Below are 23,340 nucleotides of genomic sequence, written 5' to 3' on the forward strand. Positions count from 1 at the left end.
TCCTAATCATCAGTATAATTGAAAGCTTTTTTCTATTCTATTTTAAAGCTCTTAAACTATTAGACGATAATTCTATAGTTTTCGTAAATTTTTGGAAATAGTACTTTCCATTTTCTAACTGTTCCTCTATATTTTAAATAGTAAAATAATTTCAACTCAGAGTATTGTTTTTGTATAAGAACTCGTCGACTTTTGCCACTCATCCTTGTTCCTGCACTATCCGACATAATGTCTGCGTATCATTTTACTTTTTTCCAAACCGTTAAAACATCCTAGCTTAAAAAAATTAAAGGAGTGTTAAAAAAAATGAATGAATCAATTGCTCGTCTAGGGCGAATCACTTCCATTCTCGCTGGAATCCTTCTCGTGGTGGCTCATACTATAAATCTTGCAGCAGGCGAACATGAAAGCATTTTTGGTACATTTCTGGTTTTTGCAGCCCACTTACTGCTCGTCTTTGCATTTTTTGGCTTGTATTTTCTTCAAGGGGTTAGAAACGGCATGCTTGGCCTTTTGGCTATGATACTAGGAAATATAGGAAACATCATCGTAACAGCCATTGTTTTTGTGGAAATTGCACAGGCTTCTGGGGAAATGGTTGGCCAAGTTTTTACCACAGCTTATACTGAGCCCATTTATACGTTTGGACCGCTTCTGTTTGTACTAGGAATGATATTTTTGGGAGTATCGATGATTAGGGGGAAGGTATTTCCTCGATCTTCAGGCTATCTATTATTGATTGGCACCCTAGTATTTGCAGCGGCCGGTGTTTCAGGCGACAGCCAGAAGATTGTCGAACTCATTGGCGCTCTTTTCACAGGAGCGGGATTTATCGTAGCCGGAGGAAAGTTAAACAAATTAAATGAAAAATCCGTTTCATATAGCCCTTTTCAGTGATTAATAGGTGGCGAAGGTCGTTATAAACCGTTACACATAGCTCGTAATTAGCACCATCCAACATTGGGATGGTGCTAATTTTAATTAAATCTATTCATTTTACTATGGTGATAAGAAATAAAAATATCACAAAAAAACCTAAAATTAATACAACGATTAATTGTCTTAATTTTCTTATAATTTAGTTGTCCCATATTGTATCCGGTTACAAATTATGAACCTCAAGTTTTTGGGCGCAAGGGAGGGAAAATATAGCTATTTTAATGCAAAAGCTTTTATGATTCACTTTCAACAAAATTTCAAGGGGGTAGCAAAATTGGCGAAAAAATCGAAACGGTTAAGAAAAATGGTTATGTCTTCTCTTATCACAAGTGTGGCTGCTGCCACGATTGCAGGCGGGGCATTTGCCTCACCACCGGATCACTCAAATGCTGGTGGGAAAAAGTCGCCATCGGTTGAAGCTCATGTTAAGCCCACTATTAAGATTGGTCAACGCCTATTCAAAGATCTCAATGCAAACGGCAAGCTTGATCCTTACGAGGATTGGCGCTTGTCCACCGAAAAGCGTGTAGCCGATCTCCTGCCGCGAATGAGCATGGAGGAGAAAGCAGGCATCATGCAAATCACCTCACTTAGCAAAACCGCCATCAACGATTACATCAATAATCGTCATATTCGCTACCTTATCATCCGAGATAATCCTTCAGCTAAAGCTCTAGCGGAGCGAGCAAACGAATATCAGGAGATTGCCGAGGCCTCACCGCTGGGTATCCCGATCGTTTTCACCTCTAATCCTAGGAATAACATAAATGAACAAAACGAGTTCGGCATCAGCGAGGCCTCCGGTCAATTCTCCACCTGGCCTGGAACCCTGGGTCTTGCGGCAACGCGTGACCTCAGCCTCATTCGCGACTTCGCCGAGATTGCAGCCGCTGAGTGGCGCGCAGCCGGCATCCAGAAAAACTACGGCTATCAGATTGAAACCGCGACTGAACCGCGCTGGCGTCGTATTTCCGGCACCTTCGGAGAAGACCCATCGTTGAACGCAAAAATTGCCAAAGAACTCGTCCTTGGTTTCCAAGGTGAGGAGCTAAGCAACAAGTCTGTTGCCCAGACTGTTAAGCATTTCCCTGGTGACGGAGCTGTCGTCCGTGGCCTCGACCCGCACAATGAGCCCGGTCAGTTTGCGACCTATCCAACGGCTGGCAGCCTGTACAAATACCAGCTGCCGCCGTTCCAAGCTGCCATCGATGCTGGAGTGAGCTCGGTCATGTCCTACTACAATGCCCCTAAAAATGAGGGCAGCGCAGCACAGCTTCCACGTGAGCTTTGGCAATCGGAGACAAAGCAGTTCGAAGAGGTTGCCGGTGCTTACAACAAGACCCTCCTCACAGACCTGCTCCGTGACCGGATGGGCTTTAAGGGATACGTCAACAGCGACAGCGGCGTGCTGACCAACCGCGACTGGGGCGTGCATAATCTAACAATCGAGCAGAAGTTTGCCAAGGCAATCGATGCAGGAACTAATATTTTCTCTGACAACAACGACCCGAGCGGACTAATTTCTGCAGTAAAACAAGGCCTAATTGAAGTGAAAGACCTTGATCCTTCCGTGTCCCAGCTGCTTACTGAAATATTCAACCTCGGACTTTTCGAAGACCCATATACGGATCCGACAGAAGCACAGAATATTGCCAGCTCAGAAAAATCACAGGCCAAAGCAGACAAAGCGCATCTTAAGTCCGTAACGCTTCTTCGCAACAACAAGGGCATGCTGCCACTGACTGATAAAAAAGTCGCCACTACAAAGCTATACGTAGAAGTGTTTAGCGGTTCCAACAGTGACAGTCGCACAGCCGCATTGAAGGAAATTATTGCGAAGGAAGACCCAACAGTAAAAATCGTAAACACACTTAGTGAAGCAACTGCCGCTGTTGTTTGGCTGCGCCCAAGTCCATTCGAGTTCCCTGACAATTCTACTGTAGATATTAAACTAGGTACAAATACCGGCATTGACGTTGCAAGAGTTAAACAAATCGAAGAAAAAGTCCCAACTACGCTGGTTATCAACATGACCAATCCATGGGTTATCGATGAGGTAGAGCCTGGCGCTGCGGCAGTTGTGGCTACTTACAGTGTCAAGGCTGAAGCACTACTTGATGTCCTTCGCGGACGTTTCAACCCAACAGGAAAGCTGCCAATCACGATCCCAGCCAACCAAGATGCTGTCGAGAAAAACGCATCTGATGTTCCAGGCTACGCCGAAAAGTTTGACTATACTTACACAAATGCAGCAGGTGACGATTACACCTTCGGCTTTGGTCTCAACTATAAAAAGTAAGTTCAGCTTGCCGGCCAAAGTTACAATATAGTTTTTTCTACAGAAAAGACTACTTCCGTATAAAAAGGAAGTAGTCTTTTTTATGTTCAAAGATAAGAATGAAGAATTCATTGGTTTTTAGTTAGGCTTTAAAGCTATCTTGCCATTTTAGTAAACGATTTTCTAAAAAGCGGACAAACGAGTCGGATATTTTACCGGCAAGGGCAAAGATGATAATGCCTACAAAGACAGTGTCTGTCTGCATAAAAGAACGGGCATCTTGGATCATGAAACCCACACCTCTATCAGCGCCCAACAATTCAGCGACGACTAAGCACATCCAGGCAGCGCTAAGAGCTAAGCGTATACCCAGTAAAATATTAGGTAATGAAGCCGGAATCATAAGCTTAGTTATTTGATCCATTCGGCTGTACTCTAATATTTGAGCCACATCGTATAGCTTTTTATCTACATTACGAATGCCTAAAAAGGTTTGTAAATATAAAGGGAAAAAGGCGCCTAAAGCAATTAGTAATACTTTAGATAATTCACCAAACCCTAACCACATGATAAATAGCGGTGTAATCACAAGCAGTGGGACAGTGCGGAGCATTTGGATACTTGGGTTTAAATACTCCTCCGCCCTTTTGTTCATACCAACAATGACACCTATTAATAACCCAAGAAAACCGCCTATCGCAAAACCGAGAAATGCTCGGATTAAACTGATTTGAAGATGTTTAGCCATCTCCCCTGACTGAACTAGTTCAATGAAGCGCGTGATAATTAACAAGGGTGAAGAAAATAATTGAGCGGACAAGATATCGAGTGAACTTAACAATTGCCATAAAATCAATACGAAAACAGGCAGGGATAATCCGCGCCAAATTGAGTAGCTTTTTGTTACTTGTGATTTCTTTTTCTTAATTGAAATGGCATTGTTCTGAGCAATTGTTTGTGTAGACATTTATATCATCCTTTCTTTTTTAATTAGATAATCCAATCTTCTATTTCGTTATCTTGGTGATCAAGGTATTTCAAGATAACGGTTCTGTATTCTTGGAAAGCTTTACTGATCCTTGTTCTTGGATAAGGCAAATCAATAGGAACAATCCCTTTTATTCGCCCTGGCTTTGCATCCATGACGACGACTTTAGATGACAAAAAGATCGCCTCATCAATATCGTGGGTTACAAGAATCATTGTCGTTCGATTTTCCTCCCATATTTCCAGTAAAGCTTCTTGGAGATGGTTGCGAGTGAATGCATCTAATGCGCCAAACGGTTCATCTAGCAATAACACTTTAGGATTCCGCAGCAAGGCCCTGGCAATTGCCACGCGTTGTGACATTCCCCCGGATAATTGACGCGGATATGCTTTTTCAAATCCTTTAAGTTTTACTAGTGAAATTAAATGGTCCACTTTTGAACGTATATCCGGATCTTTTAATGACTGGTTACCTGCAATATTTTTTTCAACGTTTAACCAGGGAAACAAACGATGCTCTTGAAAGATAAAGCCGCGATCCTTAGAGGGACCATTCACTGACTTATCAGCTATCATAATCTCGCCTTCAAAATCTAAATCAAGTCCTGCAATCAATTTTAATAAAGTACTTTTTCCGCAACCGCTGGGACCGATAATGGTCAAAAACTCACCATATTTTACTGCAAGATTAAAATCCTCTAATACTTTAATGCTTTCATTGTCACTCTTAAAAGTTTTTCTAACATGATCGATTTTCACTGTTGATTCCAAAATATTCATCATCCTTTCTAAAATAAAAAAGAGATTCAGCGAAAAGACATAGATGTCCTTTCACCGAATCTCCAGTAGCCTAGTCGATTCATTCGAATGAATTTATTGATAATAACTTACCATGGTTAATATTAATATTCAATACTTTAAATCCAACTAAATTTATAGGATTACTTAAAAAAATAATTGACAGAGTATTTCGAACCCTGTTAAGATGCAATCATAAACAAACCACTTACCAATTTAGTCCAATTAAATATAGTGATAAAAATCCACTAGTCGTCTAGAGATTTAACAAAGAGAAGCCTTCACGCTTACTTTGTTGGATCTCTTTTTATTTTTGATGATCATTAAACCGACTATATCACTTGGTTAAGTGGGAAATAAAAAGTCAGGAGGAGGTTCAAAGGAGATTTACGTTGTATTTGAAAAAAAATAAAACATGATAATGAGGAGGAATTTGAAAATGACAGCTTTTCAAACAAAACAATTAAAAGTGGTACCGCAAGCAGGCAGAATTGGTGCAGAAATTCAAGGTGTTCAATTAAGTGGAGACTTAGAATCAAGTATTTTAAATGAGATTAAACAAGCTCTAAACGAGTACAAGGTAGTATTTTTTAAAGGTCAAAATCATTTAACGGATGCGAGCCAAGAAGCATTTGCAACATTATTAGGCGAACCATATGCTCATCCGACTGTACCAGTAAAAAATAATACGAACTTTATTTTTGAACTGGACTCTGAGCAAGGTGCAAAAGCGAATCATTGGCATACGGATGTTACGTTTGTTCCTGAAGTTCCAAAATACTCTGTATTAAGAGGGGTAACGATTCCGGAAGTTGGCGGTGATACTGTTTGGGCAAATACGAATACAGCGTATGAAGACCTTCCGGACGGCTTGAAAAGATTAGCAGATAAGTTATGGGGAATTCATTCAAATGAATTTGATTATGCACAGTATAAACAAAGTGATATTCATGTTAATGACGTTACCAAAAAATATCGTGCTGTTTTTGAATCAACAGTTTTTAAAACGAGACATCCGGTTGTACATGTTCACGCAGAAACAGGGAAAAAGCATTTGTTATTAGGAGGATTTGCAGGAAAGTTGGAAGGCTATACAACAAGTGAATCTGAAAGATTATTAAGTATCTTTGATTCTTATGTGACACGTTTAGAAAATACCGTCCGCTGGAAATGGACGGAAGGGGATGTGGTCATTTGGGATAACTTGGCCACGCAACATTATGCGGTTGCAGATTACGGAGATCGTCACCGCGTTGTACGACGTGTAACAGTTGGAAAGAACGTAACCGTTAATCAGGAAAATGAAGTTAGTAGATTAATAGTTAAAAAATAAAATCTAACCAATTGAATAATTAGAGGTTCCGATAAAGAGAGATCACTCTCATTGTCGAACCTCTATTCTTATCCTAATCAGGATACACACATGCAGGCAGGTGAAGCCATATGATTTGAGGAGGTTACAAAATGGAGAAATATCGTAAGCATTTATTAGGATTATTCTTGGTCATTTCCATGATATTTTTAGTAGCAGGATGCGGTTCATCTGCAGAAAAAACGAATGCCAAAGGTGCTCAGGTTAAAGTAAATATTGCTTTAAATGGGAAAATGGGACCATTGGTCATTGCTCGGGAAAAGGGCTGGTTCGAAGAAGAGTTTAAGGCGATGAATGCCGAAGTTAAATGGAGTGAATTCACAAGCGGACCCCCGCTTTTGGAATCACTTGCTTCAAATCGTGTGGATTTATCGTTTTTAGGAGATGGTGCGTTAATAGCAGGTTTAGATAAAAAACTGCCATTTGAAGTGATTGCCCAAACCGGTACAGGAGAATCGAATGTTCGAATATTAGTACAAAAAAATGGGGATATCAAGAATATTAAAGATTTAAAGGGCAGGACAGTGGGTGTTCCTCTTGGTACAACGGCTCATGTATATCTAATTAAAGCATTGAAAGCGAATGGTTTAACGACTGATGATGTTAAACTCATCAATCTTCAACCCGATGATGCACAAGCCGCCTTCGAATCCAAAAAATTAGACGCATGGTCCGTGTGGAATCCTTATTATCTAAATAATGTTGAAAAAGGGAACGGAGTAACTCTAAATGTAAATAAAAAAATATTTGCCCCAGGCGCTATTATTGCCAGAGAAGGCTTTGCGAAGGAACATTCCGAGATTGTTCAAGCCTATTTAAGAGTATACAAAAAAGCAGCCGATTGGCAAATAGAAAATCCGGATGAAGCATCTAAAATCTATTCACGTGCAACAAAACTTCCAGCTGATCTCATTAAGAAAATCATCACAGCAGAAAAACCCAATATACGTTTTACTGAAGAGTCTATTAACGCACAGCAAGATTCCATTGACACGTTAGCTGAAGCGGGGTACATCAAGAAAGCATTTAATTACAAAAAACAAATCCATAATGAGTACATCGATGCAGTTTTAAAATAATAACATCAAAGGTCAAATAGAAACATAAAAAAAGTGCCTGACACCATCCAATATTATGGATGGTGTCAGGCACTTTTTTGTTATAAACCGTTCATAAAGCGACAAAGGTAGTTATAAACACTTTCATATAGCTCGTATTTCTTTATGTAATGGCATATTAACGAATTAAAGCAGGTATTTTTCTAATTCTGTAGAAATTAGTGACAAGAGATATTTTCTTAAACTAAGAGGTATCTATATTCTTAGCCAATCGAATGATACAAGGGTGGGAGTAAATATGTTAAAAAAGCCAAGGAAATTACAACCGGGAGATCTTGTGGCAACAGTAAGTCCGTCCTGGGGAGGTGCCGGTGATCCAGGACTGAGATGGCGGTATGAACAAGGGGTAAAGAGATTAGAAGAAGTTTTTGGACTAAAAGTTATCCCTATGCCGAATAGTTTAAAAGGGAGCGATTATCTTTATAAAAATCCACAATCTCGTGCGGAAGATTTGATGACAGCATTTAAGGATGATAGCATTAAAGGTATCTTTGCAAATATAGGCGGAGAAGATAGTATTCGTTTACTTCCTTATATTGATTTTGATGTAATCCGTGAAAACCCGAAAATTTTTATGGGATACTCAGATGTAACTGTTTCACATTTATTTTGTCATAAAGCAGGTATTTCTTCTTTTTATGGTCCGGCCATTTTAACCGATTTTGCTGAAAACATTGAGATGGATTCATATACGATTGAAATGGTGAAGCGAACGCTTTTTTCAAATGAGATGATTGGCGAAATTCAAGCGGCCGAACAGTGGACAAGTGAGCGTTTAGAATGGATCGAAGAGAATAAAAACCGCCGACGGACAATGCGACAAAATATAGGTTACGATATACTTCAAGGCTCAGGTGTAGCCCAAGGACATTTGATTGGAGGCTGTATTGAGGTACTAGAGTTTGCGAAAGGAACCGTGCTTTGGCCAGAAGAGAAATATTGGAAGAATAGTATTCTTTTCTTTGAAACATCAGAGGAAAAGCCAGAGCCCAATAATATTAAGTATTGGTTGCGAAATTATGCCATTCAAGGAATTCTACAAGAAGCGAATGGAATCATTTTTGGTAAACCGCAAGATGAGAAATTTTACGATGAATATAAAGTGGAAATACAAAAAGTAATGAAGGAATTTAATCTGGAGGATTTGCCGATCCTCTATAATCTCAATTTTGGTCATACCGAACCGAAATTTATTTTGCCTTATGGAGCCATGGCGGAAATTAATTGTGATAAAAAGACTTTCACGATATTAGAAAGTGGCGTGGAATAATTAATTGCTTGATAATAATTACAATGCAGTGGAAATGATGATAATGGAAGGAAGTGCAAAACGATGGATTTTGAAATGGTTATACAGGAACTGGAATCGCTCAGTAGTGAGCGAATAAAAAAGACGTACATAAGCAATGGGGCACACGAGCCCCTATTTGGCGTGGCTACAGGCAAAATGAAGCCGATTGCAAAGAAAATTAAGATAAATCAGCCATTGGCCGAGCAACTCTACGCCACTGGGAACTACGATGCTATGTATTTTGCCGGCATCATTGCGGACCCCAAGATAATGACCGAGGCGGATTTTGAGCGTTGGATCGATGCGGCGTATTTTTATATGCTGTCTGATTATGTGGTGGCCGTAACTTTGGCAGAAACCGATATTGCGCAAGCTGTTGCCGATAAATGGATTGCAAGCGGGGAAGAACTTAGAATGTCGGCGGGCTGGAGCTGTTATTGTTGGCTTTTGGGGAATCGGAAAGACGCTGAATTTAGCGCTGGCAAGATAGCTAGTATGCTTGATCAGGTGGAAAATACAATTCACGATTCTCCTGATCGAACCAAATCGGCGATGAATAATTTTATGTACACAGTTGCGATTTCATATTTACCGCTTCATGATAAGGCAGTTGAAACCGCACAGGCTGTAGGACCTGTTGAAATGAAGCGGAGCAAGAAAAAAAACAGCGTTCTGCTTGCATCAGAAAATATTCAAAAGGAGTTAGATAGAGGGAAGAAACTTGGTTTCAAACGCAAATATGTAAGGTGTTAGTATAGTTGGCAGGAAAAAGGTGTCAGGCACTCGCCGGGAAATTGGCTGGTACCTGACACTTTTTTTGCTGTGGAATAAATTGTGAAACAAGTTTAAGCGGGATGTAACAATTACTTCCATTAGTTAATCAATGAATCTACTTATTACTTAGAAGTACTCGTCTTATTCATGAACTTTAATAATTCGGTTAATAGGGTACTAAATGAAGAAAGATGTTCCTGGATTCTGCCAGGGTATTCAGATTCGATAAACTCAATCGTATCGTTACCGGTATGCCATACTCCTCCATGTTTAACCGTTTGGTCATATCCATCTAATTCTCCAATTTCCCAGTTGGTCGATTCTAAATATCCGTATGGAATACCAAGCCCTATAAAGGGTGCATGATCACTCCAGTCACCAGTAGTTCCGGCTGGGTACTCAGGATTTAAACCTGGATTTGTTCCGACATTTAACTTTTTCTTCTTCACAATCTCCAAGGCCTGGTCACGAATGAATCCGGCTTCTCCAGCCCCACCATAAACATACATCTTATCACCAACTGCAAGACTATCCATATTAATCATACCAATCGTATTTTTAATATCTGCTTGCGTCATATTGGCTGCATAAAAATTTGAACCTCTTAATCCGGTTTCTTCAGCACCAAATGCGATGAAAACAATCGAGTATGGTGTTGGTATATTTTTCAAGACCTCAGCAACTTCCAAAAGGACACCAACCCCTGACGCATTATCATCGACACCCCGCCCGACAGAAACAGAATCATAATGTGCTCCAACAATAATCTGTTTACTTGATTTTCCAGGCTTATAGGCAATCACGTTTGAAGATTTGGTTGTCGAACCTCTTCTAGAATAGCTAAAATCCTGTACGGTTGACTCCATTCCAATTCGTTCGAATTGACCTTGAATATATTGCTCTGCTTTTCGTTCATTGGCCGATCCAGCCACCCTTGGACCTATTTCATAGGCTATGTATTTCATATGTTCATAAGCCATTGCACCATTTTTATGCACTAGTGATGGCTTGTACGAAACGGTTTGGGCCGAAGCTCCCCCAACAATCGTCAAAAGACTAAACATCAACACAATAAAGGATATACTTATTTTCTTTTTCAATGCGCCAACTCCTCTTTGATTATTGTAAATAGAATAATAGATTCTTTATTCAGAAACAATAGTTCCGACAAACACTTCCAAAAGGATACATAATAGACGAACAGTGATAGACAGAGTTCGCTATAAAAAGCTATACGGGCCGTTCCAAAGGATAATTTTTAGAAGACAGCTGGATTAGGAATATTTGATGAAAGGCATATTTCCCAACATTTTTAATATTTTAGTCTGATTTTAAGGATGTAATTATTGATGAAGTGGAAGAAGGTATTTTCTGATAATAAGTAGAATTAGTCTATCAACCTCTATAGTCAGGACAATAAAATGGGATTTGCCAGTTGGAGCTTGGGAAAAAGGATAGTTTAGGAATCCTGTTGCTACAAGTTCAAATTAGAAGGGGAGCAATAGAATGAAAACGTTTTCTTTAAATGCCCTATTGCATATTAGACAAGAAAATGAACTCCTGTTTGCAAATAATGAAAGGTCTGTTGTCGTTTCTACAAAGGCATTTGGGGCGATGCAGCATGATTTAATTGAAAATATGGGGATTAATCGTTTGAAAACATTTTTCTTCAAGTATGGGTATCACTTGGGAGAGGAAGACGCGATTGAGGTTGCGAAAAACGAATCATTAAGTATGCTTGAAAAAATTGAATATGGTCCCATAATTCATGCCTTAAAAGGACATGCAAAACCCCGAATCACGGAAAAAGAGCTTGAAATGGAGAATAACGAAATTACATCCTTTCGACTTAAGGGAATTTGGGAAAGTTCATTTGAAGCCGAACAACATATTCGAAATTTTGGGATAAAAAAAGGTACCGTTTGTTATACCTTAACTGGTTATGCAACTGGATATATTACCACTTTACTTGGGCAGAAAGTATTTTTTAAAGAACTGGAGTGTGAGGGGGAAGGGGCACCTTGTTGTATTTGGGAGGGGCGTCTTATCTCTGAATGGAAGGAAGAGGCAGAAGAATTTTTTTCTTATAATAAAGAACTGCCAATTCTTAAGGAACTTGAACAGACAAACGAAATGCTTATGCTTGAAAAGAACAATATAGCACTGGTGTCTAAAACGTATAATGAGATGACAAATGAGCTAATAAAAGGCAATAATATTGATTCCATTTTAGAAATTTTAAATAAACAACTAAACTTGCCCATTGTTATTGAGGATATTCGGCATCAGGTCATTACACTGAAAGGAATAACAGTGGATGGCTATGAAACAATAAGAAAAGCATTTAATGCTTCAGTAGATAAGCGTCAGAATGTGACAAAAGTTAAGGTTCTCTCGTTTGAAAATGGGACACGACTTATTACCCCCATATACCTTTTAGGTAAAATTGTAGGATATTGTTCGTTTCTATATGATAGAGGAAGGACACCTAACTATGAAATTGACTCCATGATTGTCGATCGATTAGCGTCGATTTGTGCGCTGCTGTTTTTAAAGGAAAAAGCGGAAATCGAATCATTGGAACTGGTAAAAGGACATTTTCTAGAAGAAATTATTAGTGGAAAGTACTCTCAACAGGAAATCATTAGGAAAGCTGATTTTATTCAATTGGATTTATCTGATCATTATCATATGATCGTCCTTAACTACAAGTTTTTGAAAAAATGTGAAGAAAAGGAATTTACTCTCCATAAAAACACATTTGAAGCTGTTTCTACTTTTTTTAGAGAGAAGAGCATCAATGTCTTAATTGGCCAGCAGCCAGATAGCATCGTTCTCCTTTTTACGGAGAAACAATTAAACCAGGAAAAGATTGAAAGTACCTTATTGTCTCTAGTATCCAATTTAAAAAAGGAAATAAAAAATGCCCTGTTTTTAGCGGGGATTAGTTCTCAAAACAGCAAAATAGTCGATGCAGGTGTGGCTGTTGAAGAAGCCCGTTCAGCTGTACGATTGTCTTCAAGGGATAAACCCGTCACATCTTTTAGTGAACTGGGCATTATTGGTGTATTAATTAATGACCAAAATGAAAATGCAATACGGAAAATGATTAGGGATACGCTCAGTGGTCTGTGTGAGAATTTAGATAGTAATAAAATTGAATTAATTGAAACCTTATATCATTTTCTTTTGAATGGTGGAAACCTGGAACAAACAGCAGAAAATCTAGCATTATCTAAAAGCGGACTCCGTTACCGCCTCACGAAAATCACTGATCTACTGGACTGCGACCTGCGTGATCCACAAAGACAGTTTCAATTGCTTATGGCTCTAAAAGCATTGAAAATTGTCGACCATGATAGGCTAAAAAAATTTCAATAAAGTAAAAGGTGTCAGATAATGCGCGTTGGAAATTGTCCATTGGTGTTGTCTGACATTCTTTTTTTTTTAACTGACATAAAGTAGTTGTTTTTTCTGGTTTTTCTGACACTCGGTGTTATTGTAAAGAATTTTCAAATAAATTAACATAAATTTAGGGATCGCCACACTCGATCACACAAAAATTTTAATAATAATAAGAATGGAGTTGAAGGAATGTACACAGGTAAAGAATATTTGGAAAGCTTGAATGACGGAAGGGTTGTTTATTTAAACGGTGAAAGAATTAAAGATGTAACGTCACATCCTGCTTATCGAAATTCTGCACGTTCGTATGCAAGAATGTATGATGCCCTTCATGATCCAGCTACACGTGATATCTTAACGGCTGAAAATGAATACGGTGATCGAACACACAAATTCTTCATAACTCCTAAAAGTTCACAAGATCTATTAGAAGCAAGGGATGCTATTGCTGAATGGTCCAAGCTTAATTATGGATTTATGGGCCGAACTCCAGATTATAAGGCTTCGTTTATTGGTCATTTAGATGCTCTTTCAAATTATTACCAAGGTTTTGAGGATAATGCGAAAGCATGGTACAAGAAAGCGGCAAAAGAGCTTCATTTTGTTAATCATACCATTATCAACCCACAAGTAGACCGCTCAAAACCCCTTCACGAAAATAAAGATGTATTTGTTCGAGCTGTTGCTGAAAAAGATGACGGAATAATTGTAAGCGGTGCCAAAATGGTAGGAACAGCGGCAGCATTAACTCATTATAACTTCGTTGCGAACTATGGAACCATTGATTTAGGAGATGGCGACCTTAGCCACGCACTTATCTTCTTTGTGCCGATGAATGCACCGGGGGTAAAAATGATCAGCCGGCAATCGTTCGAACTACAGGCTGCTTTAACGGGAACACCATTCGATTACCCACTTTCAAGTCGGTTTGATGAAAATGATGCCGTCATTGTTTTAGATAACGTGTTTATTCCATGGGAAGATGTTCTTTGCTACAAAAATATCAATATATCAAATAATTTCGTCCCTGAAAGTGGCTTTGTTAACCGCTTCACATTTCACGGTTGTACTCGTCTTGCTGTTAAGCTGGATTTCATGACAGGGCTTTTATTAAAAGCAACGGAAGCAGCCGGAACAAAGAACTTTAGAGGTGTGCAAGCTCAAATTGGTGAAGTTGTGGCGATACGAAATATGTTCTGGGGATTGTCTACAGCGATGGCAACTGATCCAGATAAAGGACCGAATGGACTTGTTATGCCAAATGGTGCCTCCAGTGCTGCTTATCGAGCATTAGCACCAATGAGCTGGGTGAGAGTGAAAGGTATTTTTGAACAAGTGGTTGCCGGTGGTTTAATTCAGCTGCCGTCTAGTTCCAGTGATTTTCTAAATCCTGAATTAAGACCCTTTCTCGATCAATATTACCGCGGAACTGGAATCGATGCTGTGGATAAAGTGAAATTGTTAAAAATGGTTTGGGATTCGATTGGAACTGAATTTGGAGGAAGACATGAACTGTATGAGGTCAATTATGCAGGCAATCATGAAAATATTAGAATGGAAGCCCTATTCCATGCAGAGGCAGTCGGAGCAGCGGATCGTTACAAAGCATTTGTTGATACAGCGTTAAACGATTATGACCTAAATGGTTGGACAAACAAGACGTGGCTGGACGCAGTAGAAAAAGAAACCGCTAAATTATAAAGCTGGTTAGGTTCTAGCAAGTAAGTAATCTAATCGTTAAATGAAAATAAAATTAGGGAGGAAATAAAAATGACTTCTTACCAAGAACCAATTTATGATGTTGCGCAGCTGGCTCACGTGGAGATTCTTTCTCCAAAACTTGAACAATCAGTAGAATTCTTTACTAGATTTTTAGGAATGGAAGTGACCGCTCGTTCCGGAGGATCCGTTTATCTAAGGGCATATGAAGATTTTTATCATAATACTTTGAAAATAACTGAAGCAAAAGAAGCGGGAGTTGGACATGTCGCATGGCGTGCCTCTTCGCCACAAGCACTTCATCGTCGAGTAGAAGAAATTGAAAAAACTGGATTAGGCCGCGGGTGGATCGGTGGAGATATTGGTCATGGAGAGGCCTATCAGTTTACAACACCTGATGGTCATTTAATGGAAATCTTATGGGATATGGAGTATTACAATGTTAAAGATGACCAAAGATCAAAACTATTAAATCGTCCATCTAAGCGGCCAGATCACGGTGTACCTGTACGTCGTCTCGACCATATTAATCTAATGACTTCGAATCCTGGAGCTGATACGGACTTTATGTTGGATACACTAGGCTTCCGGTTAAGAGAGCAAATTCAAAACGACGGCCATGTCCTTGGAAGCTGGATAAGCGTTTCTAATCTCGTTCATGAAATTGCCTATATGCAAGAGCCTAATGGAGTAAAAGGGAAGCTGCATCACCTGTGCTATTGGTATGGAATTCCACAAAATCTTTATGATATTGCCGATTTACTTAAAGATCATGGAGTTTTCGTTGAAGTCCCTCCCAATAAACATGGAATCAGCCAAGCTTTCTGTATGTACGTGATTGAACCAGGCGGAAATAGAATTGAATTGTTCGGAGACGCAGGCTACATTATTACCGACCCAGCCTGGAAACCGATTGTGTGGGATATGAAGGATGTACCTGGTAACGGAGATACGTGGATTGGGACAGAATTCCCTGTATCCTGGTGGACACAAGGTACACCGCTTACAAAAGTAGAGACTGCTGAAGTAGTCAAGCCTTAATTGAAAGGGCTTACAATTTAAAGTTAGCTGTTAATAAAAAACTGGGGGCAAATCTTTTTTACATCGTTCGGTTTAATTCTGAATTTGCCTCCTTATCTCCAAACAATTTGTACAAAGTTATCTTCTCGACTTTGGAGTAGAACATGTTGTGGCTGTTTTAACTTTACATATGGGTGCCGTGGAGAATGAAACATGACTAGAATCAAAAGCGACTCTGACAGTTGAATCAATGGGATAAAGGTAAATAAAATTGAGAATAAATTCATCTTTTCCAGTAGCCCAGTCTCTCAGAAATTAGATCTCCGGAACGGATTAGTTCACTAGCAAAATAGTGAATCCGCTGTTTCGAGAATCGGGAACTTGGTCCGACTAAATTGATAGCGGCAATGACTTTACCAGTATGATCTCTTACTGGAGCAGATACGGACGTCACTCCTAGATTGAATTCTTCAACGCTGACTGAATATCCTTGATTTAGTATGGTTTTCAACTCTTGACGGAAAATATCTGGATCTGTAATGGTATGTGGAGTGATAGAATCTAGTCCATTTCGCGTCACAAGATCAACAATGTAGCTTCCAATGTGGGCAAGAAGGAGTTTACCTGAGCTCGTACAATGCGCATAATTTTGAAATCCTAAGTGCGATGGTAGGTTATACGAGTTTTTACTCTCTACTTTGCATAAATAAACTACGTGACTTTCTTCTAAGATTGCTAGATGAGCTGTTTCTCCACATTTATTAGCTAAATTTGTGAGGACTGGAAGTGATTCAGTGTGTAGATCGATGTTGCCAAGGACAATGGAGCTCAATTCTACAACAGCTAAGCCCAATTCATATTTATTGGTTTCGGCATTTTTATGAACTAATCCTTCAGAAGCAAGTGTTGCAAGAATTCTTTGGACACTGCTTTTCCCTAATCCAAGTTCAGCAGCAAGTTCACGCACCCCTTTTTGTGGTTGGTCCATTTTAAAAGAACGTAAAATTTTGATTGCATTTCTTACGGATGAGAGTAAATTATCTTGTTCCTCTTTCATATTTTCCTCCGATTATGAAAAAATATATAAAAAATCAGAAAGTGTCCCATATGAAGGGACAGCTTGTTGAAGGCAACAATCAAGACTATTAAGATATAAGTACACACTAGGTTTTAGACAATTCAGAAAGTTTTAAAGGCGAATATAATGTAAACGGTATCATTATACAGTGTATTTCGTCAATACGGTTGATTATGTATTACTAAAAAATTAAGAGATCTAGGGAGGAACGGGATATGACGAATTTTATGGAACCAATTTTTGATGTGGCACAGCTAGCACACGTGGAGATTCTTTCTCCAAAACTTGAACAGTCAGTTGAATTTTTTACACGGTTTTTAGGGATGGAAGTAACTGCTCGTTCTGGTCAATCGGTTTATCTTCGCGCTTATGAGGATTTCTACCACAATACATTAAAAATAACGGAGTCAAAAGAAGCGGGAGTAGGACACGTCGCATGGCGTGCAACTTCCCCTCAAGCTCTTCAACGACGAGTCGAGGAAATCGAAAAAACCGGATTGGGCAAAGGTTGGATCGAGGGGGATGTGGGTCATGGAGAGGCCTATCAGTTTATGACACCGGATGGTCATTTAATGGAAATTTTATGGGATGTGGAGTATTACAAGGTTCAAGATGACCAAAGATCAAAACTATTGAATCGTCCATCCAAGCGGCCAGATCGTGGTGTGCCCGTCCGTCGTCTCGATCATATTAATCTAATGACATCTAATCCCGGTGCTGATACGGACTTTATGCTAGATACACTTGGCTTCCGGTTGAGAGAGCAAATTCAAAACAACGGTCATGTCCTTGGAAGTTGGATTAGCGTATCTAATCTTGTTCATGAAATCGCCTATATGCAAGAGCCAAATGGAGTAAAAGGGAAGCTCCATCATCTTTGCTACTGGTATGGAATTCCACAAAATCTTTATGATATTGCCGATTTACTTAAAGATCATGGAGTATTCGTTGAAGTCCCTCCCAATAAACATGGAATCAGCCAAGCGTTCTGTATGTACGTGATTGAGCCAGGCGGAAACAGAATTGAACTGTTTGGTGACGCAGGCTATATTATCACCGATCCAGCCTGGAAACCGGTTGTGTGGGAAATGAAGGATGTACCTGGCTACGGGGATACTTGGATTGGTACCGAATTCCCTGAATCTTGGTGGACGCAAGGTACACCGATTACAGCTCCCCAGCCAATAGAAGTAGTAAAACCTTAATGGATATATTAATAGAAAGTGGGGTGTAAGGTCTTGTCTAAAGTAAAAGCTGCAATTTTAGGGTCGGGAAACATTGGAACAGACCTAATGTACAAAATTTTAAAAAATGAAGGGAATATGGAGCTAGCTTTGGTAGCAGGTATTGACCCAAATTCAGAAGGACTGGCAAGAGCTCAGGCGAAGGGAATTCGTACGAGCCATCACGGATTGGATGCTATTTTGGAGGACTCAGAGATTAAAATTGTCTTTGATGCGACAAGCGCAAAAGCACATAAGTTGAATGCACCATCACTACGTGAACAGGGTAAATTAGCCATTGATATGACCCCTGCGGCAATCGGACCGTTTGTCGTGCCAACCGTAAATTTAAAGGAACATATTGAATCCATGAATGTTAACTTGATTTCCTGTGGAGGCCAGGCAACGACGCCTCTTGTTTACGCTGTCAATCGTGTAGCAAGTGTTCACTATGCGGAGGTTATAACAACCGCAGCGAGTGTTTCGATTGGTCCGGGAACAAGACAAAACGTGGATGAATTTGTTCAAACGACCGCGAATGCTGTTCAACAAGTTGGCGGAGCTAAACTAGCGAGGGCGATTCCGGTGTTTAATCCGGCAGAACCACCTATTAATATGACCAATTCTGTTTATGCAGTGATAAAAGAAGAGTTTGATGAAGAAGCTGTCATTGCATCTATTCAATCGATTGTTGCGGAGATTTCAAGTTATATTCCAGGATACAGATTAAAAGGCATTCCCTTTATCGATTACCGTGACACACCTTGGGGACGGCTACCAACAGTGGTAATCATGAATGAGGTTGTCGGTGATGGAGACTTTTTCCCGACCTATGCGGGGAATTTGGATATCATGACAGCATCAGCGTATAAAGTGGGAGATTTATATGCCGCACATTTCCTTGGAACTAAGGAGGTAAGCCGATGAAGATTCCTAGACTGACAGATACCACACTAAGAGATGGCGACCACGCTGTTAGCCATAGTTATACTCCAGAAATGGTCCGGACGATTGTTCAAAATTTAGATGAAGCAGGTGTACCTGTTATCGAAGTTAGCCATGGTTCTGGCTTGAATGGGTCGACGATACAGCAGGGTTTTTCAAAATACTCCGAATTTGATTTGATTAAAGTGGCAGTAGAAACAGCGAAACAAGCAAAAATTGCCTCCTTATTCGTTCCTGGAATTGGAACGAGCAATGAACTAAGACAGGCTGCAGAATTAGGCATTTCTATCCTCCGTATCGCCGTTCATTGTACCGAGGCAGATGTAACGGAGCAGTATTTCCGACTTGCGAAAGAATTAGGCCTCGAGGCAGTTGGCTTTTTAATGATGTCTCATACTCAACCGGCTAATGTGCTGGTTGAGCAGGCAAAGCTAATGGAATCATACGGTGCTGATTGCGTCTATGTGGTCGATTCTGCGGGGGCACTTGTTCAAAGTGGTGTCAGGGAAAGAGTTTCTGCACTAAAAGAGGCGTTGTCCATCGAAGTCGGTTTTCACGCTCATAATAATCTTGGTTTAGCGATTGGAAATACCATAACAGCGCTTGAAGCCGGAGCAGACCAAATTGACGGTACCCTTAGGGGACTAGGGGCTGGTGCAGGGAATGCACCGACTGAAGTACTTGTCGCTGTACTTAATAAAATGAACCTGGATACAGGAATAAATCTTTCCATTTTAATGGATGTCGCCGAGGAAGTAGTGGCTCCGTTGATGCAGACTCCGATCGTGATCGATCGTGACAACTTATCTAGCGGATATGCAGGAGTGTATAACAGCTTTTTATTACATGTTAGGCATGCTGCCGAAAAGTTCGGTGTAAGGGCTTCAGAAATTATGGAAGAATTGGGTAAAAGGAAAGCAGTTGCTGGTCAGGAAGACTGGATTTTAGATGTGGCGGTCGAACTAGCAGAGAAAAAAGCATTAAAGGTTTAAGGGTAGAAAGAGGAGGAATAAGTTGTGACGATCATTCTTGAAGCTGCAACTCGCTTATTGGAAGCCGAGGAAACAAAGCAGGTTATTGAACCGTTAACGGCTTCCTATCCGGGGATTACAGTGGATGAAGCCTACCATACACAATTAGAGATTATCCGTAGAAAAGTCGATAATGGCGGAATCATTGTTGGGAAAAAAATTGGGGCAACAAGCAAAGCCATTCAAACTATGTTTGGCGTCAACCAGCCTGATTATGGTCATTTATTGGCTGATATGATGCATGTCGAAGGTGAAACAATTTCACTTGAACAATATATTCAGCCAAAAGTAGAATTTGAGATTGCTTTTAAATTGAAAAAGGATTTAAAAGGTCCTAATGTTTCCATACTTGATGTCATTGAAGCAACAGATTATATTGTTCCGGCAATTGAAGTGATTGATAGCCGCATTCGAGATTGGCAGATCAAATTTGAAGACACCGTTGCGGACAATGGATCTTCTGCTTGTGCGATTATTGGCGGGAAACCGACGAAGCTTGAAGGACTGGATCTTACCCATATTGGAATGGTTGCTTATCGAAACGGAGATATGATTGATTCAGGTGCGGGTGCAGCCGTCCTTGGAAATCCGCTCCGTTCAATTGCTTGGCTTGCGAATTCATTAGGAAAATATGATGTGGCCTTAAAATCCGGGGAAATCGTTCTTTCTGGTGCTTTGACCAGTGCAATCGAAGTGAATGAGAATGACACGTTTACTGCTGAGTTTGCTCATATTGGTTCCGTCACAGCCTCCTTTAAACGATAAAAAAAGAAACTAGGTGATTTACATGATTAAGACAGATGTGATTGATCAAATCGCTTTTGAACTATACGAGGCGGAAAAACAGAAAAAGTCGGTTAATAAGTTTGTTGAAGCCTATCCTGAACTGGATGAAGCATTAGCCTACCAGGTACAAGAACGCTTAATTGAAATGAAATGCAAGGAAGAAAACACAAAACGAGTCGGACGAAAGCTTGGATTAACGAGTAAGGCAAAACAAGTAATGATGGGTGTTCATGAACCTTCTTATGGGGTATTGCTAGAAAGCATGCAACTGTTTGAAGGGGAACGTATTTCGCTTTCACCCTTTATCCATGCAAAAGTGGAACCGGAAATAGCTTTTATATTCAAAAATGAAGTAAAAGGCCCGCATGTAACGGTAGCAGATATACTGGCTGCAACAGCATATATAGCTCCTGCACTCGAGATCATTGACAGCAGGTTCCAAGGTTTTAGCTTTACACTGGCAGATGCAGTTGCCGATAATTCCTCTTCTTCCCGTTTTATTATAGGAGAAAGATTCTATTCACCGGAAAATTTCGATTTGAAATTGATGGGAATGGTCTTCAAGCAAAACGGAGAAGTAGTTGCTACGGGTGCTGGGGCAGCTGTGATGGGGCATCCGGCAAGGGCGATTGCCTGGCTAGCAAATAGATTATATAAGGTTGGACAGAGCATTCAACCAGGTGAAGTCGTGTTAAGTGGTTCCTTATCAGCCGCAATGAAGATTGAAACGGGTGACCATTTTTCCGCAAGCTTTGATGGGCTTGGTTCAGTAGAGGCAGTATTTACTGAATAAACAACAAGGTGAAGGGAGAGAGTTTTTATGCCATTTATTCAGATTAATATTCTTAAAGGCAGGTCGCCTGAAAAGAAAGAACGTTTGATTAGAGAAGTATCTGACTTAGTATCTGAAGTGTTAGAATCTCCTGTTCAAAATGTGCGTGTGATGATCAATGAAGTAGAACCAGAACATTGGGGTATCGCGGGAGATTCAGTTAAAAAAAGAAATGAGGTTTCAACATGACTAAAATACAAACCGGAGTAAGGGAAGTTGGTTTATATATAAACGGTGAGTATGTGCAAGCATGCAATGGGGCAACTTTTGATGTGAAAAACCCTGCTACGCAAGAAATCATTGCGAAAGTAAGTGAAGCGACAGAAGAAGATGTCGATAAAGCCTGTCGTGCTGCAAGGGATGCTTTTGAAAAGGGTCCATGGCGGACAATGACTGTAGCGGAGCGTTGCGCAAAACTTCGCCGCATGGCTGAAATTATCCTCGAAAGGAAAGAAGAAATCGCTCGACTAGACGCGACAGATGTTGGGAAGCCATTTCACTCTGCCGTCCAGCACGAGGTTCCGCGCGCTGCGAACAATATCAAGTTCTTTGCAGATTTCATGGAACAACAGGGTGGAGAAACGTATCCGATGGAAGAAGCATATTTGAACTATACTCGGTACGAACCAGTTGGGGTTGCGGCGCTCATTACACCTTGGAATGTTCCGTTCATGCTGACAACTTGGAAGCTGGGCCCATGTCTTGCTGCCGGGAATACTGCGGTGATTAAGCCGGCGGAAATGACCCCGCTATCTGTTTCCTTACTTGGTGAAATCGCGAAAGAAGCTGGCATTCCAGATGGTGTCGTCAACGTCGTTCATGGTCTTGGAGGAGTGGTAGGTAATGCACTGACAACTCACCCAGAGGTAGACTTGGTGTCGTTCACAGGCTCTACTGCTACTGGGAAAAGAATCATGAAGAGTGGCGCAGATACCTTGAAAAAAGTATCCTTTGAACTAGGTGGAAAGGCAGCTAATATCGTGTTTGAAGATGCAAATCTTGATAAAGCCATCCCCGTTTCCATTCAAGCTGCGTTTATGAATTCCGGGCAAATATGTCTCGCGGGTTCAAGAATTTTAGTTCAACGCTCCATCTTTGACGAGTTTCTTGAAAGATTTAAGCAAGCAGCAATGGAACTAAAAGTGGGCGATCCACAGGATGTTGAGACAAAAATGGGTCCAGTCGTTAGTGAAGAACATTATAAAAAGGTCACGAGCTACCTTGAAATTGCCAAAGAAGAAAATGCGACCTTGATCTGTGGTGGAAAGAGGCCTGATCTGCCTGAATATTTACAAGAAGGGTATTATTTAGAACCGACTGTGTATGTTCAGGAAAATTCAAAAGCGCGGATTTGCCAGGAAGAAATTTTTGGGCCAATCGTCACGATTATCCCATTTGATACCGAAGAAGAAGCACTGCGAATTGCTAACGATACCGATTATGGATTGAATGGTGTCGTCTGGACGGAAAATCTGCAACGTGCGCACAGAATTTCTCATGCGGTTCGAGCAGGGACGATTTGGGTGAACTGCTGGTTTGTTCGCGATTTACGAGCTCCCTTTGGCGGATTTAAGAAAAGCGGAATGGGTCGTGAAGGCGGCCATCACAGCCTGGAATTTTTTACCGAAGCGAAAAATATTTGTATTGCATTGAAGTAGTTTTTTGACATTGAAGAATAGGAGGAAAATAAAGAGTAGGACAAAATAAGTGACGGGCACCTTCCAGGAAATTGGATGGATTCCGT

At 40.3% G+C, this 23,340-nt stretch carries 20 protein-coding genes; 16 read left to right on the forward strand and 4 right to left on the reverse strand.

From position 1 onward, the window contains the following. Positions 1–306 precede the first annotated feature (306 nt). Entirely contained in the window at positions 307–897 is a 591-nt protein-coding gene (locus tag BDR01S_RS09015) for a hypothetical protein (RefSeq protein ID WP_066255945.1), read from the forward strand. Between the two features lie 214 nt (positions 898–1,111). After that, complete coding sequence (locus tag BDR01S_RS09020) at positions 1,112–3,238, forward strand: glycoside hydrolase family 3 protein (RefSeq protein WP_082797368.1); 2,127 nt, start codon at positions 1,112–1,114, stop codon at positions 3,236–3,238. Between the two features lie 121 nt (positions 3,239–3,359). On the opposite strand, the gene BDR01S_RS09025 is transcribed toward BDR01S_RS09020, so the two are convergent. Continuing rightward, positions 3,360–4,184, reverse strand: a complete 825-nt coding sequence (locus tag BDR01S_RS09025; protein ID WP_066255943.1) for an ABC transporter permease — start codon at positions 4,182–4,184, stop codon at positions 3,360–3,362. 23 nt (positions 4,185–4,207) lie between these two features. Next, entirely contained in the window at positions 4,208–4,984 is a 777-nt protein-coding gene (locus tag BDR01S_RS09030) for an ABC transporter ATP-binding protein (protein ID WP_082797369.1), read from the reverse strand. A gap of 457 nt (positions 4,985–5,441) precedes the next feature. Here BDR01S_RS09030 and BDR01S_RS09035 point away from each other — a divergent pair, with 457 nt between their 5' ends. From BDR01S_RS09035 to BDR01S_RS09050, 4 genes are all read left to right on the forward strand, one after another. Continuing rightward, positions 5,442–6,335: a TauD/TfdA dioxygenase family protein gene (locus BDR01S_RS09035; protein ID WP_082797370.1), complete on the forward strand. Its 894-nt coding sequence runs from the start codon at positions 5,442–5,444 to the stop codon at positions 6,333–6,335. 131 nt (positions 6,336–6,466) lie between these two features. Beyond that, entirely contained in the window at positions 6,467–7,453 is a 987-nt protein-coding gene (locus BDR01S_RS09040) for an ABC transporter substrate-binding protein (RefSeq protein ID WP_066255938.1), read from the forward strand. Positions 7,454–7,730: 277 nt separating this feature from the next. After that, positions 7,731–8,762, forward strand: a complete 1,032-nt coding sequence (locus BDR01S_RS09045) for a S66 family peptidase (RefSeq protein ID WP_066255935.1) — start codon at positions 7,731–7,733, stop codon at positions 8,760–8,762. A 63-nt stretch (positions 8,763–8,825) separates the two neighbouring features. Beyond that, positions 8,826–9,536: a DNA alkylation repair protein gene (locus tag BDR01S_RS09050; RefSeq protein ID WP_066255932.1), complete on the forward strand. Its 711-nt coding sequence runs from the start codon at positions 8,826–8,828 to the stop codon at positions 9,534–9,536. A 143-nt stretch (positions 9,537–9,679) separates the two neighbouring features. Here the strand turns inward: BDR01S_RS09050 and BDR01S_RS09055 are convergent, their stop codons facing one another. Then, entirely contained in the window at positions 9,680–10,657 is a 978-nt protein-coding gene (locus BDR01S_RS09055; protein ID WP_066255930.1) for a M20/M25/M40 family metallo-hydrolase, read from the reverse strand. Between the two features lie 406 nt (positions 10,658–11,063). On the opposite strand from BDR01S_RS09055, the gene BDR01S_RS09060 reads away from it, so the two are divergent. The 3 genes from BDR01S_RS09060 to BDR01S_RS09070 all read left to right on the forward strand — a co-directional run bounded on the left by BDR01S_RS09060 (position 11,064) and on the right by BDR01S_RS09070 (position 15,722). Continuing rightward, a complete protein-coding gene (locus tag BDR01S_RS09060; RefSeq protein WP_066255928.1) occupies positions 11,064–12,938 on the forward strand; it encodes a helix-turn-helix domain-containing protein in 1,875 nt (624 codons plus the stop codon). 213 nt (positions 12,939–13,151) lie between these two features. Further along, positions 13,152–14,663, forward strand: coding sequence for a 4-hydroxyphenylacetate 3-hydroxylase family protein (locus tag BDR01S_RS09065; RefSeq protein WP_066255925.1), 1,512 nt, complete (start codon positions 13,152–13,154; stop codon positions 14,661–14,663). Positions 14,664–14,732: 69 nt separating this feature from the next. Next, a complete protein-coding gene (locus BDR01S_RS09070) occupies positions 14,733–15,722 on the forward strand; it encodes a catechol 2,3-dioxygenase (protein WP_066255922.1) in 990 nt (329 codons plus the stop codon). A 262-nt stretch (positions 15,723–15,984) separates the two neighbouring features. Here BDR01S_RS09070 and BDR01S_RS09075 read toward each other — a convergent pair whose 3' ends face one another. Next, the gene (locus BDR01S_RS09075) at positions 15,985–16,758 is read right to left on the reverse strand and encodes an IclR family transcriptional regulator (RefSeq protein ID WP_066255920.1); all 774 of its coding nucleotides are present in this window, start codon (positions 16,756–16,758) and stop codon (positions 15,985–15,987) included. 236 nt (positions 16,759–16,994) lie between these two features. Between BDR01S_RS09075 and BDR01S_RS09080 the strand changes: the two genes are divergently transcribed. From BDR01S_RS09080 to BDR01S_RS09110, 7 genes are read left to right on the forward strand one after another with little or no spacing between them, the layout of a single operon-like run. Next, positions 16,995–17,984, forward strand: a complete 990-nt coding sequence (locus BDR01S_RS09080) for a catechol 2,3-dioxygenase (protein ID WP_066255915.1) — start codon at positions 16,995–16,997, stop codon at positions 17,982–17,984. Positions 17,985–18,017: 33 nt separating this feature from the next. Continuing rightward, positions 18,018–18,929, forward strand: a complete 912-nt coding sequence (locus BDR01S_RS09085) for an acetaldehyde dehydrogenase (acetylating) (RefSeq protein ID WP_082797371.1) — start codon at positions 18,018–18,020, stop codon at positions 18,927–18,929. Continuing rightward, positions 18,926–19,939: a 4-hydroxy-2-oxovalerate aldolase gene (dmpG, locus tag BDR01S_RS09090; RefSeq protein WP_066255914.1), complete on the forward strand. Its 1,014-nt coding sequence runs from the start codon at positions 18,926–18,928 to the stop codon at positions 19,937–19,939. Before BDR01S_RS09085 ends, dmpG begins: the two co-directional genes overlap by 4 nt. Positions 19,940–19,963: 24 nt before the next feature. Then, positions 19,964–20,743 (forward strand): 2-keto-4-pentenoate hydratase, encoded by a 780-nt coding sequence (locus tag BDR01S_RS09095; RefSeq protein ID WP_082797372.1) that lies wholly within the window; start codon positions 19,964–19,966, stop codon positions 20,741–20,743. Positions 20,744–20,765: 22 nt separating this feature from the next. Next, complete coding sequence (locus BDR01S_RS09100; protein WP_066255911.1) at positions 20,766–21,557, forward strand: 2-keto-4-pentenoate hydratase; 792 nt, start codon at positions 20,766–20,768, stop codon at positions 21,555–21,557. A gap of 27 nt (positions 21,558–21,584) precedes the next feature. Then, positions 21,585–21,785 carry a tautomerase family protein gene (locus tag BDR01S_RS09105; RefSeq protein WP_066255908.1) on the forward strand — a complete coding sequence of 67 codons (201 nt, stop codon included), beginning with the start codon at positions 21,585–21,587 and terminating at the stop codon, positions 21,783–21,785. Continuing rightward, the gene (locus BDR01S_RS09110; RefSeq protein WP_066255905.1) at positions 21,782–23,254 is read left to right on the forward strand and encodes an aldehyde dehydrogenase; all 1,473 of its coding nucleotides are present in this window, start codon (positions 21,782–21,784) and stop codon (positions 23,252–23,254) included. Before BDR01S_RS09105 ends, BDR01S_RS09110 begins: the two co-directional genes overlap by 4 nt. Positions 23,255–23,340 lie beyond the last annotated feature (86 nt).

This window comes from Neobacillus drentensis NBRC 102427 (genome assembly GCF_001591445.1).
GTDB lineage: Bacteria > Bacillota > Bacilli > Bacillales > Cytobacillaceae > Neobacillus > Neobacillus drentensis.